General features: G+C 61.3%; 24 protein-coding genes. 23 read left to right on the forward strand and 1 reads right to left on the reverse strand.

Going from position 1 to position 15,696, the window contains the following annotated elements; all coding sequences use genetic code 11:
• The first annotated feature begins 89 nt into the window (after window positions 1-89).
• From ROSMUC_RS12360 to ROSMUC_RS12420, 13 genes are all read left to right on the forward strand, one after another.
• Entirely contained in the window at window positions 90-668 is a 579-nt protein-coding gene (locus tag ROSMUC_RS12360) for a hypothetical protein (protein ID WP_037273482.1), read from the forward strand.
• Window positions 669-915: 247 nt separating this feature from the next.
• Complete coding sequence (gene rpmC, locus ROSMUC_RS12365) at window positions 916-1,116, forward strand: 50S ribosomal protein L29 (RefSeq protein WP_008281879.1); 201 nt, start codon at window positions 916-918, stop codon at window positions 1,114-1,116.
• A 12-nt stretch (window positions 1,117-1,128) separates the two neighbouring features.
• The gene (gene rpsQ, locus ROSMUC_RS12370; RefSeq protein WP_008281880.1) at window positions 1,129-1,359 is read left to right on the forward strand and encodes a 30S ribosomal protein S17; all 231 of its coding nucleotides are present in this window, start codon (window positions 1,129-1,131) and stop codon (window positions 1,357-1,359) included.
• Between the two features lie 79 nt (window positions 1,360-1,438).
• Window positions 1,439-1,807, forward strand: coding sequence for a 50S ribosomal protein L14 (gene rplN, locus ROSMUC_RS12375; RefSeq protein ID WP_008281882.1), 369 nt, complete (start codon window positions 1,439-1,441; stop codon window positions 1,805-1,807).
• A gap of 1 nt (window position 1,808) precedes the next feature.
• Window positions 1,809-2,120, forward strand: a complete 312-nt coding sequence (gene rplX / locus ROSMUC_RS12380) for a 50S ribosomal protein L24 (protein ID WP_008281883.1) — start codon at window positions 1,809-1,811, stop codon at window positions 2,118-2,120.
• Complete coding sequence (gene rplE / locus ROSMUC_RS12385) at window positions 2,113-2,676, forward strand: 50S ribosomal protein L5 (RefSeq protein WP_037273485.1); 564 nt, start codon at window positions 2,113-2,115, stop codon at window positions 2,674-2,676. The genes rplX and rplE overlap by 8 nt, the downstream gene beginning before the upstream one ends.
• 19 nt (window positions 2,677-2,695) lie before the next feature.
• On the forward strand, window positions 2,696-3,001 hold the full coding sequence (gene rpsN, locus ROSMUC_RS12390) for a 30S ribosomal protein S14 (protein WP_037273488.1): 306 nt from the start codon (window positions 2,696-2,698) through the stop codon (window positions 2,999-3,001).
• Window positions 3,002-3,014: 13 nt separating this feature from the next.
• Window positions 3,015-3,407: a 30S ribosomal protein S8 gene (gene rpsH / locus ROSMUC_RS12395; RefSeq protein ID WP_037273490.1), complete on the forward strand. Its 393-nt coding sequence runs from the start codon at window positions 3,015-3,017 to the stop codon at window positions 3,405-3,407.
• Between the two features lie 12 nt (window positions 3,408-3,419).
• On the forward strand, window positions 3,420-3,953 hold the full coding sequence (gene rplF, locus ROSMUC_RS12400; protein ID WP_037273493.1) for a 50S ribosomal protein L6: 534 nt from the start codon (window positions 3,420-3,422) through the stop codon (window positions 3,951-3,953).
• Window positions 3,954-3,964: 11 nt separating this feature from the next.
• Entirely contained in the window at window positions 3,965-4,324 is a 360-nt protein-coding gene (gene rplR / locus ROSMUC_RS12405; protein ID WP_037273494.1) for a 50S ribosomal protein L18, read from the forward strand.
• 12 nt (window positions 4,325-4,336) lie between these two features.
• Window positions 4,337-4,903, forward strand: coding sequence for a 30S ribosomal protein S5 (rpsE, locus tag ROSMUC_RS12410; RefSeq protein ID WP_037273496.1), 567 nt, complete (start codon window positions 4,337-4,339; stop codon window positions 4,901-4,903).
• 12 nt (window positions 4,904-4,915) lie between these two features.
• Entirely contained in the window at window positions 4,916-5,104 is a 189-nt protein-coding gene (gene rpmD, locus ROSMUC_RS12415) for a 50S ribosomal protein L30 (protein ID WP_008281890.1), read from the forward strand.
• Window positions 5,105-5,323: 219 nt separating this feature from the next.
• On the forward strand, window positions 5,324-5,761 hold the full coding sequence (locus tag ROSMUC_RS12420) for a GFA family protein (protein ID WP_037273500.1): 438 nt from the start codon (window positions 5,324-5,326) through the stop codon (window positions 5,759-5,761).
• A 24-nt stretch (window positions 5,762-5,785) separates the two neighbouring features.
• Here the strand turns inward: ROSMUC_RS12420 and ROSMUC_RS12425 are convergent, their stop codons facing one another.
• Window positions 5,786-6,760 (reverse strand): glutathione S-transferase family protein, encoded by a 975-nt coding sequence (locus ROSMUC_RS12425; RefSeq protein ID WP_037273501.1) that lies wholly within the window; start codon window positions 6,758-6,760, stop codon window positions 5,786-5,788.
• Window positions 6,761-7,058: 298 nt separating this feature from the next.
• Between ROSMUC_RS12425 and ROSMUC_RS12430 the strand changes: the two genes are divergently transcribed.
• The 10 genes from ROSMUC_RS12430 (at window position 7,059) to ROSMUC_RS12475 (ending at window position 15,686) form a co-directional block, all read left to right on the forward strand.
• Window positions 7,059-7,283, forward strand: a complete 225-nt coding sequence (locus ROSMUC_RS12430) for a DUF6732 family protein (protein WP_037274064.1) — start codon at window positions 7,059-7,061, stop codon at window positions 7,281-7,283.
• Entirely contained in the window at window positions 7,280-8,548 is a 1,269-nt protein-coding gene (locus ROSMUC_RS12435; protein ID WP_037273503.1) for a sirohydrochlorin chelatase, read from the forward strand. Before ROSMUC_RS12430 ends, ROSMUC_RS12435 begins: the two co-directional genes overlap by 4 nt.
• A 66-nt stretch (window positions 8,549-8,614) precedes the next feature.
• The gene (locus ROSMUC_RS12440; RefSeq protein ID WP_037273506.1) at window positions 8,615-9,259 is read left to right on the forward strand and encodes a precorrin-8X methylmutase; all 645 of its coding nucleotides are present in this window, start codon (window positions 8,615-8,617) and stop codon (window positions 9,257-9,259) included.
• Window positions 9,256-10,467, forward strand: coding sequence for a bifunctional cobalt-precorrin-7 (C(5))-methyltransferase/cobalt-precorrin-6B (C(15))-methyltransferase (locus ROSMUC_RS12445; RefSeq protein WP_037273508.1), 1,212 nt, complete (start codon window positions 9,256-9,258; stop codon window positions 10,465-10,467). The genes ROSMUC_RS12440 and ROSMUC_RS12445 overlap by 4 nt, the downstream gene beginning before the upstream one ends.
• A gap of 53 nt (window positions 10,468-10,520) precedes the next feature.
• Window positions 10,521-11,222 carry a precorrin-2 C(20)-methyltransferase gene (gene cobI / locus ROSMUC_RS12450; protein WP_037273510.1) on the forward strand — a complete coding sequence of 234 codons (702 nt, stop codon included), beginning with the start codon at window positions 10,521-10,523 and terminating at the stop codon, window positions 11,220-11,222.
• Window positions 11,213-13,030, forward strand: a complete 1,818-nt coding sequence (cobJ, locus tag ROSMUC_RS12455) for a precorrin-3B C(17)-methyltransferase (protein ID WP_037273513.1) — start codon at window positions 11,213-11,215, stop codon at window positions 13,028-13,030. Before cobI ends, cobJ begins: the two co-directional genes overlap by 10 nt.
• Window positions 13,027-13,800 (forward strand): precorrin-4 C(11)-methyltransferase, encoded by a 774-nt coding sequence (gene cobM, locus ROSMUC_RS12460; RefSeq protein ID WP_037273514.1) that lies wholly within the window; start codon window positions 13,027-13,029, stop codon window positions 13,798-13,800. Before cobJ ends, cobM begins: the two co-directional genes overlap by 4 nt.
• 311 nt (window positions 13,801-14,111) lie before the next feature.
• Entirely contained in the window at window positions 14,112-14,684 is a 573-nt protein-coding gene (locus ROSMUC_RS12465) for a helix-turn-helix domain-containing protein (RefSeq protein WP_102105949.1), read from the forward strand.
• Window positions 14,685-14,694: 10 nt separating this feature from the next.
• Entirely contained in the window at window positions 14,695-15,315 is a 621-nt protein-coding gene (locus ROSMUC_RS12470) for a LysE family translocator (protein ID WP_037273517.1), read from the forward strand.
• Complete coding sequence (locus ROSMUC_RS12475; protein WP_206018450.1) at window positions 15,315-15,686, forward strand: GFA family protein; 372 nt, start codon at window positions 15,315-15,317, stop codon at window positions 15,684-15,686. Before ROSMUC_RS12470 ends, ROSMUC_RS12475 begins: the two co-directional genes overlap by 1 nt.
• Window positions 15,687-15,696: the final 10 nt, after the last annotated feature.

Here is a 15,696-nt window from a genome sequence, read left to right on the forward strand (position 1 = left end):
TTTCGCCAAATAGCACGTGAGACTTGACGCGACTGATCAAGGGTTGTGAGGTGCTGAAGTTGTAAAAGTTAGTGTTCAAAGGAAGAACGGTGAAGCGTTCCACCACTTACGAGCTTGATCCGGGGCCGAAGCGCATTCTTTGGATCATCATATGGGCATGTGTGATCAATTTCGTGATCCATCTTTTCCCAATCTCATTGCTGAGCCTGTTTGATATTTATCCGTCTGCCTTTGCGCAGGAGATCGCATTAGACCATACCGGGCAGCTTCAAGAAAAACTGAATAGGGCAAATGCTACCGTTGAAATGCTGATTGGCCTTGTCCTCCAGATGACGCTTGCAGCGTTGATGGTGGCTTGGGTTATGATCCGTGAGGTGTTTCGCGGTCTTGCTCGCGGACGGCAGGCCATTGTTTTGAAACTGGATTCCTATGTGCTGCTCCTAGGTTTGAATGGTTTTTCATGGGGCCTCCTTATGGTTCTGATCCTAAAAGGTTTCGCCGCCTTTGAGGGATCGCGGTTGGGGAGTGCGCCACAGTTTACATTGTTTGCTGTCGCGGGCTTGGTCCTTTTATCTCTGATACTGGCCTTCGCATTTCTTGTAGATCCGGCGAAGGCGCAAGCCAACTTGTCAAATATGAGGGCGACGAGACGGGCGAATGGATGGTAATTGAAGCGAGAGTGTGGGCATAATAGAGAGTGTGGGCATAATAACGGTGACAAAGGGAAGGTCTGGTTCTTTATAACCAAGGATGTCCAAACTCCCCTTGCCCTCTGCTACCGCCTCCCGTATAGAGCTCCAATCCGCTTGCCCGGCCAGTCCGGGGATTCGGGTATTTGCAATTCATCCACCGGGTTTCGAGTTACCCTGAGCAAACCGTCAGGGGCTGGCCGGTGTTTTGAGAAAGGAAAAGGCGATGAACGCCAAGGAACTGCGTGACAAGACCCCGGATCAGCTCCGGGAGGAACTCACCAACCTGAAGAAGCAGCAGTTCAATCTGCGTTTTCGGGCGGCTACCGGCCAGTTGGAGAATCCCGCTCAGATGCGTATTGCCCGCCGCGACGCCGCGCGCGTGCTGACCATTCTGAACGAAAAAGCCAACGCGGCAGCAGAGTAAGGAGCCCGAGATATGCCCAAACGTATTCTTCAAGGGGTCGTGACCTCTGACGCAAACGCCCAGACCGTGACCGTATCGGTCGAGCGTCGTTTCAAGCACCCCGTGCTTCAGAAAACCATTCGTAAGTCCAAGAAATACCGGGCTCACGATGAGAACAACACGTTCAAAGTGGGCGATGCCGTTCGGATCATCGAATGCGCGCCCAAGTCCAAGACGAAACGCTGGGAGGTGCTTGAGGCATAAGCCTTTAGCGCCTTTTGGCATTAATCGAAACCCTGGGGACAAGGCAGTGCATCGCCCCCCATAGGTCGGGAGAAACCAAATGATCCAGATGCAGACCAACCTGGATGTTGCTGACAACTCCGGCGCTCGCCGAGTTCAGTGCATCAAGGTTCTGGGTGGTTCCAAGCGTCGATACGCATCCGTGGGCGACATCATTGTCGTCTCGGTCAAGGAAGCCATCCCGCGCGGTCGCGTGAAGAAGGGCGACGTCCGCAAGGCCGTCGTCGTGCGCACCGCCAAGGAAGTCCGTCGTGAAGACGGCACCGCCATTCGTTTTGACCGCAACGCCGCCGTGATCCTGAACAACGCAGGTGAGCCGGTTGGTACCCGTATTTTCGGGCCGGTCGTTCGCGAGCTGCGTGCCAAGAACTTCATGAAAATCATCTCGCTCGCCCCGGAGGTGCTGTAAGATGGCTGCCAAACTGAAAAAAGGTGACACCGTGGTCGTTCTGTCCGGCAAGGACAAGGGCCAAAAAGGTACGATCACCAATGTTGACCCGAAATCTGGCAAGGCCGTGGTTGAAGGCGTGAACATGGCGATCCGCCACACCCGCCAGAGCCAGACCAGCCAAGGCGGTCGCATCCCCAAGGCGATGCCGATCGACCTCAGCAATCTGGCGATTGTCGACAAGAACGGCAAACCGACCCGCGTTGGCTTCAAGATCGAAGGCGACAAGAAGGTCCGTTATGCCAAGACCACGGGGGACGTGATCGATGCTTGATACCGCAACCTATACCCCGCGCCTCAAGACGCATTTCCGCGAGGTCATCAAGCCTGCTCTGAAAGAAGAGTTCGGCTACAAGAACGACATGCAGATCCCGCGTCTTGAAAAGATCGTGCTCAACATCGGCTGTGGTGCCGAGGCTGTTCGCGACTCGAAAAAGGCGAAGTCGGCACAGGAAGACCTGAGCACGATCGCCGGTCAGCGCGCTGTCGTCACCAAGGCCCGCAACTCTATCGCCGGTTTCCGCGTTCGCGAAGACATGCCGCTTGGAGCCAAGGTCACACTGCGTGGCGACCGTATGTATGATTTCCTCGACCGTCTGATCACCATCGCGATGCCGCGTATCCGCGACTTCCGTGGGGTTTCGGGCAAGTCGTTCGATGGGCGTGGCAACTATGCCATGGGCATCAAGGAACATATCATCTTCCCCGAAATCAACTTCGACAAGGTCGACGAAGTCTGGGGGATGGACATTGTCATCGCAACCACGGCGAAGACCGACGCTGAAGCCAAGGCGCTGTTGAAGCAATTCAACATGCCCTTCAACAGCTGAGCCGGGGGAGGATAGATCTATGGCTAAGAAATCAATGGTCGAGCGCGAGAAGAAGCGCCAAGTGCTGGTGGATCGTTTCGCCAAGAAACGCGCCGCGCTGAAAGTGATCATCAATGACCAGAGCAAGCCGATGGAAGAGCGTTTCCGCGCCTCTCTCAAGCTTGCTGCACTGCCGCGCAACAGCTCGGCCACACGGCTGCACAACCGGTGCCAGCTTACGGGCCGTCCGCACGCGTATTACCGCAAACTCAAAGTGTCCCGGATCATGCTGCGCGAGCTCGGCTCGAGCGGGCAGCTGCCCGGCGTCGTGAAATCGAGCTGGTGAGGAGGTCAGAGATATGAACGATCCTATCGGCGATATGCTCACCCGTATCCGCAACTCGCAGATGCGTGGCAAGTCCACCGTGATGACCCCCGCCTCGAAAATGCGTGTGCGCGTTCTCGATGTTCTGGCATCCGAGGGCTATATCCGTGGCTATGAGATGACGCAGGATGCCAATGGCCATCCCGCTATCGAAATCAGCCTCAAATACTACGAAGGCACGCCTGTCATTCGCGAAATGAAGCGGGTTTCCAAGCCCGGTCGTCGCGTCTATCTGGGCGTCGATGACATTCCGCAGGTCCGTCAAGGTCTGGGTGTGTCGATTGTCTCCACCTCCAAGGGTGTGATGTCGGATGCAGCCGCGCGCGCAGCCAATGTTGGCGGCGAAGTGCTCTGCACTGTCTTCTAAGGAGACCTGGTCATGTCACGAATTGGTAAAAAACCCGTTCCCCTGCCCTCCGATGTCACTGTGACGCTGTCGGGACAGAAGATCGAAGTCAAAGGCCCCAAGGCAACCAAGACCTTTACCGCGACGGATGATGTCACCATCACCGTCGAGGATAATGAGATCTCGGTCACGCCGCGCGGCAAATCCAAGCGCGCGCGCCAGCAGTGGGGGATGACCCGTACGGTCATCGCCAATATGGTGCACGGCGCTCGGGATGTCTTCAAGAAAGAGCTGGAAATCCGCGGTGTGGGCTATCGTGCCCAGATGGCGGGCAACGTGCTCAAGCTGAACCTCGGCCTCAGCCATGATGTCGATTTCCCCATTCCGGACGGTGTGACCGTGACCGCGCCCAAGCAGACTGAGCTTGTGGTCGAAGGCACGGACAAGCAGCTCGTTGGACAGGTCGCGGCCAATATCCGCGACTGGCGGCGTCCCGAACCCTACAAGGGCAAGGGCATCCGCTACAAAGGCGAGTACATCTTCCAGAAGGAAGGCAAGAAGAAGTAAGGACGCGACAGATGGCAAACAGCAAAAGAAAACTGTTCCTCAAACGCCGCCTGCGCGTTCGGAACAAACTCCGCAAGGTCAATGCAGGGCGCGTGCGCCTCAGCGTTCACCGCTCCAACAAGAACATCAGCGTGCAGCTGATCGACGACGTCAACGGTGTGACGCTCGCCGCCGCCTCGACCCTCGAAAAGGATCTGGGCATGGTGGGCAAGTGCAATGTCGAGGCTGCCACCAAGATTGGCACCGCGATTGCCGAGCGGGCCCAAAAAGCCGGCATCACCGAGGCCTATTTCGATCGGGGCGGCTTTCTGTTTCACGGGCGTGTCAAGGCAGTTGCCGACGCCGCGCGTGAAGCTGGCCTGAAGATTTAAGGAGACGAGAGAATGGCAAGAGAAGACAACCGCCGCGACCGTCGCGAACGCGAGGAAGCCCCGGAGTTCGCCGATCGTCTCGTCGCGATCAACCGTGTGTCCAAGACGGTCAAGGGCGGTAAGCGCTTTGGCTTTGCGGCACTGGTGGTCGTGGGCGATCAAAAGGGCCGGGTAGGCTTTGGCAAGGGCAAGGCTAAGGAGGTCCCCGAGGCCATCCGCAAAGCCACCGAGGCGGCCAAGCGCGCAATGATCCGCGTGCCGCTGCGCGAGGGCCGCACCCTGCACCACGACATGGAAGGGCGTCATGGCGCCGGCAAGGTCGTGATGCGCACAGCTCCGCATGGTACTGGCATCATTGCCGGTGGCCCGATGCGCGCCGTGTTCGAGATGTTGGGAATTCAAGACGTAGTCGCGAAATCGACCGGCTCGCAGAACCCCTACAACATGATCCGCGCCACGCTCGATGGTCTCCGCAAAGAGACCAGCCCGCGTATGGTGGCGCAGCGCCGTGGCAAGAAGGTGGCCGACATCCTGAAAAAGGGTGACGAAGCGCCGGTTGCCGAAGCGGCAGAAGCGTAAGGAACGGGACAAATGGCAAAAACCATCGTCGTCAAGCAGATCGGCAGCCCGATCCGCCGCCCTCAGGATCAGCGCCAGACCCTCATCGGTCTGGGTCTGAACAAGATGCACAAGACCCGTGAGCTCGAGGATACCCCCTCGGTGCGTGGCATGGTCAACAAGCTGCCGCATCTGGTTAAGATCATCGAGGAGCGCGGTTAAACCGTCGCAGGCTGAGATATCTCAGCCAGTAAAAATCAGAACGCCCCGGTCCGTGAGGATCGGGGCTTTTTGCGTGATGCGGTGGGGTCATCCTTTAGTCGCGTCCGACCAGAATCAGCGCCGGGCTCTGGCATGGTGCGTGATAGGTTCAGAGCCGGGGTTGATCCGGGGGTTTGAATCCTCGATCACCCATCCGCATCGCTTTGAGGAGGAAGGCCGATGTCTGACCAATGTTCCGGTGGTTGCGACCACATCCATACCCATACCAAACATGCACCGATCGACAATCACACCTGTCACTGTTCCGTTTGCAAGAGTGTGACGGGCCAGGACACGACCCATGTGGTGTTCTACAACCACGGTGATGTCGTGGTGGATAACGAGGCGGGTTTGAAGCGCCAGCCATTCAACGCCAACAACCCCGATGGTCCGCTGGAGCTATGCACCTGCGGCACCTGCGGCGCGCCGATCATGCTTGATGACAAGCAGCACCGAATCCGCGTGATCGTGCCCAACCTCATGGGCTATGGCGACAAGATCGCCTCAGCCAGCTATCATGCGTTCTATGACCCGGCGACGGGCGTGCCCAAGCCCGATGATGGCCGCCCGGTCTATGTCGCGTTGCGTCCCGATTTCGTCTGGCCCAACCCGTCCTGACCCGACCCAAGGCCGGGGCGCAGGTCAGCCCCGGCCATGCGGCGTCTCGAGGTTCAGAACCGGGTTGATCGGAATGATCCGGTTGGGGTTTATCGTGTCATGGCTGTAATGATAGTGGCGTACGATATGGTCGAAATTGACCGTCTCTGCCACACCCGGCCATTGATAGAGCTCGCGCAGATATCCCCACAAGTTCGGGTAATCGACAATGCGCGCGCGGTTGCATTTGAAGTGCAGGTGATAGACCGGATCAAACCGGATGAGGGTGGTAAAGAGCCGCCAATCGGCTTCGGTCACGCGGTCGCCCATCAGGTAACGAGTCTGGCCCAACCGCTCTTCCAGCCAATCGAGGCTTGAAAAGAGGGGATGCACGGCACTGTCATAGGCCTCTTGGCTGGTGGCAAAACCGGCCTTGTAGACGCCGTTGTTGACGGTGTCATAGATGCGCTCATTCACCGGCTCAATCTCGGCGCGCAGGTCTTTAGGCCAGAAATCCAGAGTGTTGTCGGTGATCCCGTCGAAGGCGGAATTGAACATGCGGATGATCTCGGCGCTTTCGTTCGAAACAATGGTTTCGCGCTCTGTGTCCCAGAGGATCGGCACCGTCACACAGCCTGAAATCTCTGGGTCAGCCTTGAGATAGATGTCGCGCGCGTAGGGCAGACCATAGAGCCGGTCGCCAGTCGCGCCGGAGAAGTCGGTGCGGAATTCCCAGCCCTCCGAGAGCATGTCGGGATGTACGACAGAGACGTCTATGTGATCCTGCAAGCCCTTGAGCGCGCGAAAGATCAGCGTGCGATGCGCCCAGGGGCAGGCCAGCGACACATAGAGGTGATAGCGTCCGCTTTCCGCCTTGAAACCGCCATCGCCCGACGGTCCGGCGCTGCCGTCCGACGTGATCCAGCTGCGGAATTTCGCGGTCGAGCGCACGAATTTTCCGCCTGTCGAACTGGTGTCGTACCATGTGTCTTGCCATTTGCCGTTGACCAGTTGGCCCATGTCATCTCTCCTCTTTCAGGCCAATCTAGGGTCACTGGCATGGGCGGGTAAGCCGCAGCACCGCGCAGCGCCCGTGCAGAGCTGCACATGTCGCGAACGGGGTCGTGGGCTTCGTTTCTTCGTTTGCAGCACCGCGAGCCTACGCCTATAAGCAGTCCATGACGAAGCCCGCGACCGGGCCGGAAAGGTGTGCGACGATTGGCTGACCCATGTCGGGAGCGGATCGCGCATCGTCGGGGCCGACTGGTCCGTTCGCCCCTTTTCGCCCTGTCGCGCGACCGAGGAAAAGGGGACTGCCATGCGATTCGCCACGATTCTGACTGTGCTCTTGAGCGGCACCGCTGCCTATGCCCATCCGGGCCACCTGGCCGAGGTGGCGGGGCATGGTCACTGGTTGGGGGCCGCGGCCCTTGGGGCGGCGATTGCGATAGGCCTTTGGTCCGGGCTGCGCGCGCGTAAGGAGCGGGCAGAGACAGATGAAGCCGAAGAAGAGAGCACTGACGAAGCGCCGCAGGAGGCATGAGCATGGTCAAAACAGGTGTGATGATCTGCGGGCACGGCTCGCGGAGCCAATCGGCGGTCGATGAATTCAGCGTATTGGCGGATAAACTGCCGGGCTATCTGCCCGATGACTGGCTGATGGAATACGGCTATCTCGAATTTGCCAACCCGGTGATCCGCGACGGTCTGGACCGTCTGCGCGCGGCGGGCTGCGAGCGGATTCTGGCGGTGCCGGGGATGCTCTTTGCCGCCATGCATTCCAAGAACGACATTCCCACGGTCCTTAATACCTATGCCGCCACGCATGGGATCGAGGTGCGCTATGGTCGTGAACTGGGGGTGGACCCAAAGATGATCGCCGCTGCCGGGGCCCGCATTCGCGAGGCGATTGACCGCGCCAATGTGAAACATGGCGAGGTTGGCTTGCATGACACCTGCCTCGTGGTGATCGGGCGTGGCGCGTCGGATCCGGATGCCAATGCCAATGTCGCCAAGATCGCGCGGCTCTTGCACGAAGGCATGGGCTTTGGCTGGTGCGAGGTGGGCTATTCCGGTGTCACCTTCCCGCTGGTCGAGCCGTGCCTGCAGCATGTGGTCAAACTGGGCTACAAACGCGTGGTGGTATTTCCCTATTTCCTGTTTTCGGGCATTCTGATTGACCGCATCTACGGCTTTACCGACCGCGTCGCGGCCGAGCATCCGGGCATGCAATTCGTCAAGGCCGGCTATCTCGGGGACCACCCCAAGGTTCTGGAAACCTTTGCCGAACGTGTGACAGAGCAACTGAGCGCCGTGCCGCCGCCCAATTGCGGCACCTGTCAGTATCGCACGCAAATCCTCGCCATTGAAGGCGGGGCGGTGCAACGCATCACGCCTGAACAGCGCGCCGCCTTGGCCGAGGCGCGGGGCACCGGGCATCCGGCGTTTGGTGATGTGCCGCCGCCGACCTGCGTCATGTGCAAATACCGGACCCAGATTCTGGGCTTCGAGGCCGAGGTTGGGGCGGTGCAGGAAAGCCACCATCACCATGTCGAAGGGCAGGGCGCCTCTGCGCCCGGCTCGAACGTGGCCGATTGCATGCTCTGCGATACCTTCTGCACGGGGCTATGCCGGTTGGAGGCGCAGGCCAAGCACCACCATGATCACGGGCATCACCATCACCACGATCATGATCATGCACATGACCACGGGCATGATCACCATCATGATCACGACCACCACCACGCGCCCTATCCCCATGCCCGCCATCCGCATGGGCCAGAGAGCGCGCGGCGGACCAAGGCCTAGGCTCGGCTTCTTCTTGGTGAAAATACTCCCGCCGAGGGCTCTTACGCTCCCGGTATTTGCAAAGGCATGACAGTGCGCCCATATGAAAAAAACCCCTCTGCCATCTACGAGATGAGCTTTGCCACAGTGCGCCAAGAGGCGCGGCTCGATCGGTTTGGCCCCGGCATGGAGGCGCTTGCGATCCGGCTCATTCATGCCTGCGGTATGGTCGAGGTGGCGGATCGTCTGGCGTTTTCCAGCGGGGCCTATGCTGCGGGCCATGCCGCCTTGCAGGCCGGTGCGCCGGTGTTTTGCGATTGCGAGATGGTGGGCGCGGGCATCATCCGCCGCTACCTGCCGCAAGACAACGAGGTGATCGTCACGTTGAATGACCCGCGCGTGCCGGGAATCGCTGCGGGGATTGGTAATACGCGCTCGGCGGCGGCGGTGGAGTTGTGGGCGGAACGGCTGGAGGGTGCCGTGGTTGCGATCGGCAATGCGCCGACCGCGCTCTTTCATCTCCTCGAATTGCTCGACGAGGGCGCGCCGCGCCCGGCGCTGATTCTGGGTTTTCCGGTGGGGTTTGTTGGGGCCGCTGAGAGCAAGGCCGAACTGGCGGACAACCCGCGCAGTTGTGAATTCGTAGCGCTGCGCGGACGGCGCGGTGGATCGGCGATGGCGAGTGCCGCAGTCAATGCCCTTGCCGCAGGATTGCCAGAGGTGCGCGCATGACCGGCAACGTGGACCCTTGGCTGCATATCGTTGGCATCGGCGAGGATGGGATGGCCGGGCTCTTGCCCGCAACCCGCGCCATTGTCGAGGCCGCAGAGGTGATCGTGGGCGGCGAGCGGCATCACCAATTGTCAGAGTCTGTGACGGCAGAGCGCATCGCCTGGCCATCGCCGTTTGACGCGCTGACAGATCTCCTGACCGGATTGCGCGGTCGGCGTGTGGTGGTTCTGGCCACGGGCGACCCGCTGTGGTTCTCGGTCGGTGCGCGGATCGGTCGTTCTTTGGCCCCCTCCGAGATTGTTTATCATCCGCAGCTTTCGGCGTTTCAGCTTGCCGCGGCGCGGATGGGCTGGAGCATGGCGGACCTTGAGACGCTGACGGTGCATGGGCGCCCCGTCGAGCAGATGATCGCCTTCATTCAACCCGATGCGCGGCTCTTGATCCTGACCACGGGGGCCGAAACGCCCGGGCAGATCGCCAAGTTTCTGACCGAACGGGGGTTTGGGCAATCGCGGATGACGGTTCTGGCCAATATGGGCGGGGCCGAGGAGGCGCGATTTGACGGGTTGGCCGAAAGCTGGGCACATGTGGTGCCACCGTTTAACACGCTGGCCGTCGAGTGTGTGGCCGCCCCCGAGGCCGCGTTGTTGCCCCGCGTGCCGGGACTGGCGGATGATCTCTTTCAACACGACGGCACCATGACCAAGCGCGAGGTGCGCGCCGCCACGCTGGCCAAGTTGATGCCGATGCGTGGGGCGCTGTTGTGGGACATCGGCACCGGCTGCGGTTCGGTTGCGGTAGAGTGGATGCGCGGCGCGCGCTATGCGCGCGCGATTGGCATCGAGCCGCGCGCGGATCGCCGCGCGATGGCGGCAGCGAATGCATTGGCGCTTGGTGTGCCGCGACTGGAGTTGATCGAAGGTCGTGTGCCCGAGGCGTTGACCGGGCTTGAGGCCCCGGATGCAGTTTTCATCGGCGGCGGGCTGTCGGAGGCAGTGTTCGAGGCAGCTTGGGGCGCGCTGCGGCCTTTGGGACGTTTGGTGTGCAACGCCGTCACCTTGGAGAGCGAGGCGGTGTTAGTGGCGCTCTACAAGCAACACGGCGGCGAGTTGGTGAAATTGCAGGTCAATCGCGCAGAGCCAGTGGGGGGGCTGACGGGTTGGCGGCCACTCATGCCGGTCACGCAATGGAGCCTGGTGAAGCGATGAGCGGTGGGCGTCGGAATTGAGTATCTTTGGAACGATGAAAGGCGGGCGCGCGCATGGCCGGTAAGCTCTTTGGCGTAGGCCTCGGACCGGGCGACCCCGAGCTGATGACGCTCCGGGCGCATCGGCTGATTTCGGCTGCGCGCGTGGTGGCCTATCCGGCATTGGCGGGAGGTGAGAGTTTTGCCCGCGCGATTGCCGCCGGAGCGATTGCGCCGGGCACGCGCGAGATCGTGATGGATGTGCCGATGACGGTCGAGCGTGCGCCCGCACAGGCGGCCTATGATCGAGGCGCGGCCGAGATTGCCGAGGCCCTGGACGAGGGGCAGGATGTGGTATGCCTCTGTGAAGGGGATCCGTTTTTCTATGGGTCGTTCATGTATCTCTTTGCCCGCCTCAGTGGGCGCTATGAGGTCGAGGTTGTGCCCGGTGTCACCTCAATCGCCGCCTGCGCGGCGCGGGCGGGGCGGCCCTTGGTGGCGCGCAACGAGCGGCTGACAGTGCTGCCGGGCCCGCTGCCCGAGGCGGAGTTGCGGGCGCGGATCGAGGGGGCCGAAAGCGTAGCCATCATGAAGGTGGGGCGGCATCTCTCCAAGATCCGGGCGGTGATCGACGACCTGGGGCTGACTGCGCATGCCGTCTATGTCGAACGCGCGAGCCTGCCCGAAGAGGTGGTCTGCCCGCTGGCGCAAGCGCCTGAAAAGGCACCGTATTTTTCAATGATTCTGCTCACGAAAGGGGCCGATCCATGGCTGTGAGACCTGTTGTTCTGGCGCTGAGCCGCTCTGGTGAGGCGGTGGCACATCGCGTGGCTGATCTGATCGGCGGCGATGTGCATGGCCGCGAGGGGCGTGTGGAACAGGCGGCGGCCTGGTTTCCCAATGCACTCGATCATGCGCGGGACCTCTTTACTGCCGGGGTGCCGGTGGTGGGGGTCTGTGCCAGCGGCATCTTGATTCGGGCGGTCGCGCCGATGTTGAGCGACAAGCGGGGAGAGCCGCCTGTGGTTTCGGTGAGCGACGATGGGTCCGTGGTGGTGCCGCTCTTGGGGGGGCACCGGGGGGCCAACCGGCTGGCGGCGGTGATTGCCGAGGGTCTGGGCACAGTTGCGGCGGTGACGACGGCAGGCGATGTGGCGATGGGCGTGGCCCTCGATGCGCCGCCCATGGGCTACCGTCTGGCCAATGCCGAGGATGCCAAGGCGGCAATGGCGGCGATGTTGGCGGGTGAAGGTGTCAGCGTTACTGGGGAAAATATATTTAATATCAAAGATATGGGTGGATCGGTCGAATTGGTGGTGACCGAGGCTCCGGTTGCGGGCCATGATCGCAGGCTCGTCTATCATCCACAGCGTTACGCCCTCGGTTTGGGCTGTGCGCGGGGGTGCGAGACCGAGGAACTCTGGGATCTGGTCTGTCGGATCTTGGACGAGGCCGGGATTGCGCCGGGGGCGGTGGCCTGTGTGGCGTCGATTGACCTCAAGGCCGATGAAAGTGCCATGAATGCGGTCGCGCGGCGGTTGGGTGTGCCCTTCCGCCTGTTCAATGCGGCGGAGCTGGAGGCCTACGCAGGGCAATTGGCGAACCCGTCCGAGGTGGTCTTTGCCGAGGTTGGATGCCACGGCGTGTCCGAGGGTGCGGCCCTGGCCTGTGGTGGTCAACTGGTTGTAGAAAAACGAAAAACTGCCAATGCAACCTGTGCGCTGAGCCGGTCCGAGGCGGTCATTACCGAGATGCCGGGGCGGGCGCGCGGGCGTTTGAGCGTGCTGGGCATTGGCCCCGGACAGGCAAGTTGGCGGACGCCGGAGGTGTCGCGGCTTGTCGCTGAGGCTGACGAGTTGGTGGGGTATGGCCTTTATATTGACCTCTTGGGACCCTTGGCGGCGGGGAAGGCGCGCAGCGATTTTCCGCTGGGAGGCGAGGAGGCGCGGTGCCGTTATGCGCTGGAACAGGCAGGGCAGGGAAAGAACGTTGCGCTGATTTGTTCAGGAGATGCAGGTATTTACGCGATGGGGGCGCTGGTTTTCGAGCTCTTGGATCGCGGGCCGGAAGCGCAGGGGGTGAGTGACGCGGCGCGGCGGGTGGAGGTTGTGTGCTCGCCCGGTGTGTCGGCACTTCAGGCGGCGGCGGCGCGGGCGGGGGCCCCTCTTGGGCATGATTTCTGCACGATTTCGCTCAGTGACCTATTGACGCCGCGCGAAGATATCATTCGGCGATTGAATTCTGCGGCAGAGGGCGATTTCGTGATCGCTTTCTATAATCCGGTGTCCAAGACGCGGCGGACTTTATTGTCCGAGGCGCGGGATATTTTGCTCAAACACCGCCCGGCGGATACGCCTGTGCTGCTGGCAAGTTCGCTGGGGCGACCGGAAGAATCCTTGCGATACAGGCGCTTGGCCGATTTGCAGGTGGATGAGGTGGATATGTTAACGGTTGTTCTGGTCGGGTCGTCCAACAGCCGTCTGGCGCAGTTGGGCGAGGGGCCGCGCATGTTCACGCCGCGCGGCTATGCGCGCAAGATTGATGGCGATCTGGCCGAGGTCAGAACAGGGAAGGCATTGAAATGACTGTCTATTTCATCGGTGCAGGGCCGGGTGATCCGGAGCTTTTGACCAAGAAGGCAGAGCGCATCATCGGGCAATGCCCCGTGTGCCTTTATGCCGGGAGCCTTGTGCCCGCCGAGGTTGTGGCCGGTGCGCCCGAGGGGGCGCTGGTCATGGACACCGCGCCGATGACGCTGGAGGATACCCATGCGGTCATTTTAGATAGCCATAACAAAGGCTTGGACGTGGCTCGGGTGCATTCGGGCGATCCGTCACTCTATGGTGCGATTGCGGAACAAATTCGTAAACTTCGGGCTGATGGCATTGATTATCAGATCATTCCGGGGGTTCCGGCCTATGCGGCGGCGGCGGCGGCGTTGGGGCAGGAATTGACGGTGCCGGAAATCGCGCAAAGCATTGTTTTGACACGGGTTTCCATGAAATCCACGTCGATGCCCGAGGGCGAGACTCTGGAGAATTTCGCGCGCACTGGGGCGACGCTGGCGATTCATCTTGGTATCCGTAACCTACGGGAAATACATAGAATTCTGGCGCCCTACTATGGCGATGACTGCCCCGTCGTGGTGGCCTATCGGGTGGGGTGGCCGGATCAGATGTTTATCCGGGGCACGCTTGCGGACATTCACGCCAAGGTTCGCGCCGAGAAGATCACCCGTACAGCCTTGATTCTGGTGGGAAAAGTTCTGGGCGAGATCACTGATTTCAAGGATAGCGCGCTCTATGATCCGGGTGTGCCGCATGTGCTGCGGCCCAAGGTGGCGGCGAAGGTGTAGACCTTACGATTCGTAAGGTTTGTAAGGGGATTTTGTAAGGTCGGCGTTTTCTTCGCGCGGAGCAAGGCCGAAGGCCGCCGCGCGATCGCCGACCCGCCCCCCGGGGCGGCGATTGGCTGAGGTTCTGGCACCCACGGAGGTAGGGCAGGCTTTGCTGAGATAAACTGCCCCTCACACGCGTCGGATCGCCACCCCGCGGGTCGGCGACCGCGCGGCTTAAGGAAAGCTCGTGCGCCCGTGAAATTTCATTTGATTTTTTCACGGAATCGGAGCAGCGTGAAAATTGAGCGGAAATTTTCACGAGACCTTCCATGCAGCAGAGTCAGATCGACGGGATGCGCAGTCTTGGCGCGGACCTGCGCGCGTTGCGCAAGGCGCGCGGGCTGACGCTGGCGGCACTGGCCGAAATGCTGGGACGGTCGGTCGGGTGGCTGTCACAGGTCGAGCGTGATCTGTCGGAGCCGTCGATCAGCGATCTGCGGCAGGTGGCCGAGGTGTTGGGCGTGCCGATGTCGCTGCTGTTCGGTCACGCGAGCGCGCCCGCCGAGGAACAGGGCTATGTGGTGCGGGCAGGCGCGCGGCGACCGATGGGATCGGGCGAGGAAGGGTTGATCGAGGAGTTGCTCTCGCCGGACCTGACCGACGATTTCGAGGTGATCCATTCGACCTTTCGCCCCCGGTCCAAGATGCAGCGCTCGGCGCAGCGCCCGACGCAGGAGGTGGGCTATATCCTGTCCGGGCGGCTGGACCTGAGCATCGGCGGGCGGAAATTCACCGTTGGCCCCGGCGACAGTTTCCGGTTTCGCGGCGAGCACTATGCCTGGGCCAACCCCTATGACATCCCTTGCGTGGCGATCTGGGTGATCGCCCCGCCGGTCTATTGAGGGGCGCGCCATGAGCTATCACGCTTGGACCGTCTTTGCGCTCTTCTGGGTGGTGTTCGTCACCACGCCGGGGCCGAATGCGGTCAATTGCATCACCAATGGCATGACGATCGGGTTTCGGCGCAGCCTGTGGGGGGTGTTGGCGATTCTGACGCAGGCGACGCTGTTCCTGAGCCTGTCGGCAGCGGGGATCACGGCGCTGATTGCAGCCTCGCCGGTGGCGTTTCAGGTGGCCAAGCTGATCGGGGCGGGGTTCCTGATTTACCTGGGCGTGCGCGGTTGGATCATGGCGCGGCGACCTGTTGAGGCGGGGGAGGCCCCGAAAGGCTCGGTCTATTGGCGGGCGCTGGCGATTGCCACGATCAACCCCAAGAGCGTGGCGGGGTATCTGGCGGCGTTTAGCCAATTCGTGCAGCCCGATGTGCCGATTGGCGCGCAGATGTGGGTGATTTTCCCCACGGCGCTGAGCCTGACGACGCTGAGCTATGTGGGCTACACCGCGCTTGGGGCGGGGCTTGGCCGGGCGGCGCTGGGGGCTGTGTTCAATGTCTGGCTGCGGCGGGGGATGGCCGCCTGTTTCGTGATCTATGGCGTGGCGCTGGGCAGCGCCGTAACTCCGGGGAGAGGATGATGCACAAGGGATCGTGTCTGTGTGGAGATGTGACATTTACGGTCAACGCCGCGCCTGAAGGGGCGAGTGCCTGTCATTGCGGGCAGTGCCGCAAGCAATCGGGGCATGTCTGGGCCTCGGCCTATGTGGCGCGGTCGGATTTGAGCATTTCGGGACCCGTGAGCTGGTACGCGGCGAGCGACATCGCCAAGCGCGGCTTTTGCCCCAGGTGCGGCTCGTTCCTGTTCTGGGCCGCGCATGCGGAGGACACCATGAGTTTCGCGCTGGGGGCGCTGGAGGCGCCGACCGGGCTGCGCTTGGAGAAGCACATCTTTGTCAAGGACAAGGGTGATTATTACGACATCGCGGACGGCGTGCCGCAGAAGGACTGAGGGAGAGGGA

The organism is Roseovarius mucosus DSM 17069, assembly GCF_000768555.3.
Taxonomy (GTDB): Bacteria; Pseudomonadota; Alphaproteobacteria; order Rhodobacterales; family Rhodobacteraceae; genus Roseovarius; species Roseovarius mucosus.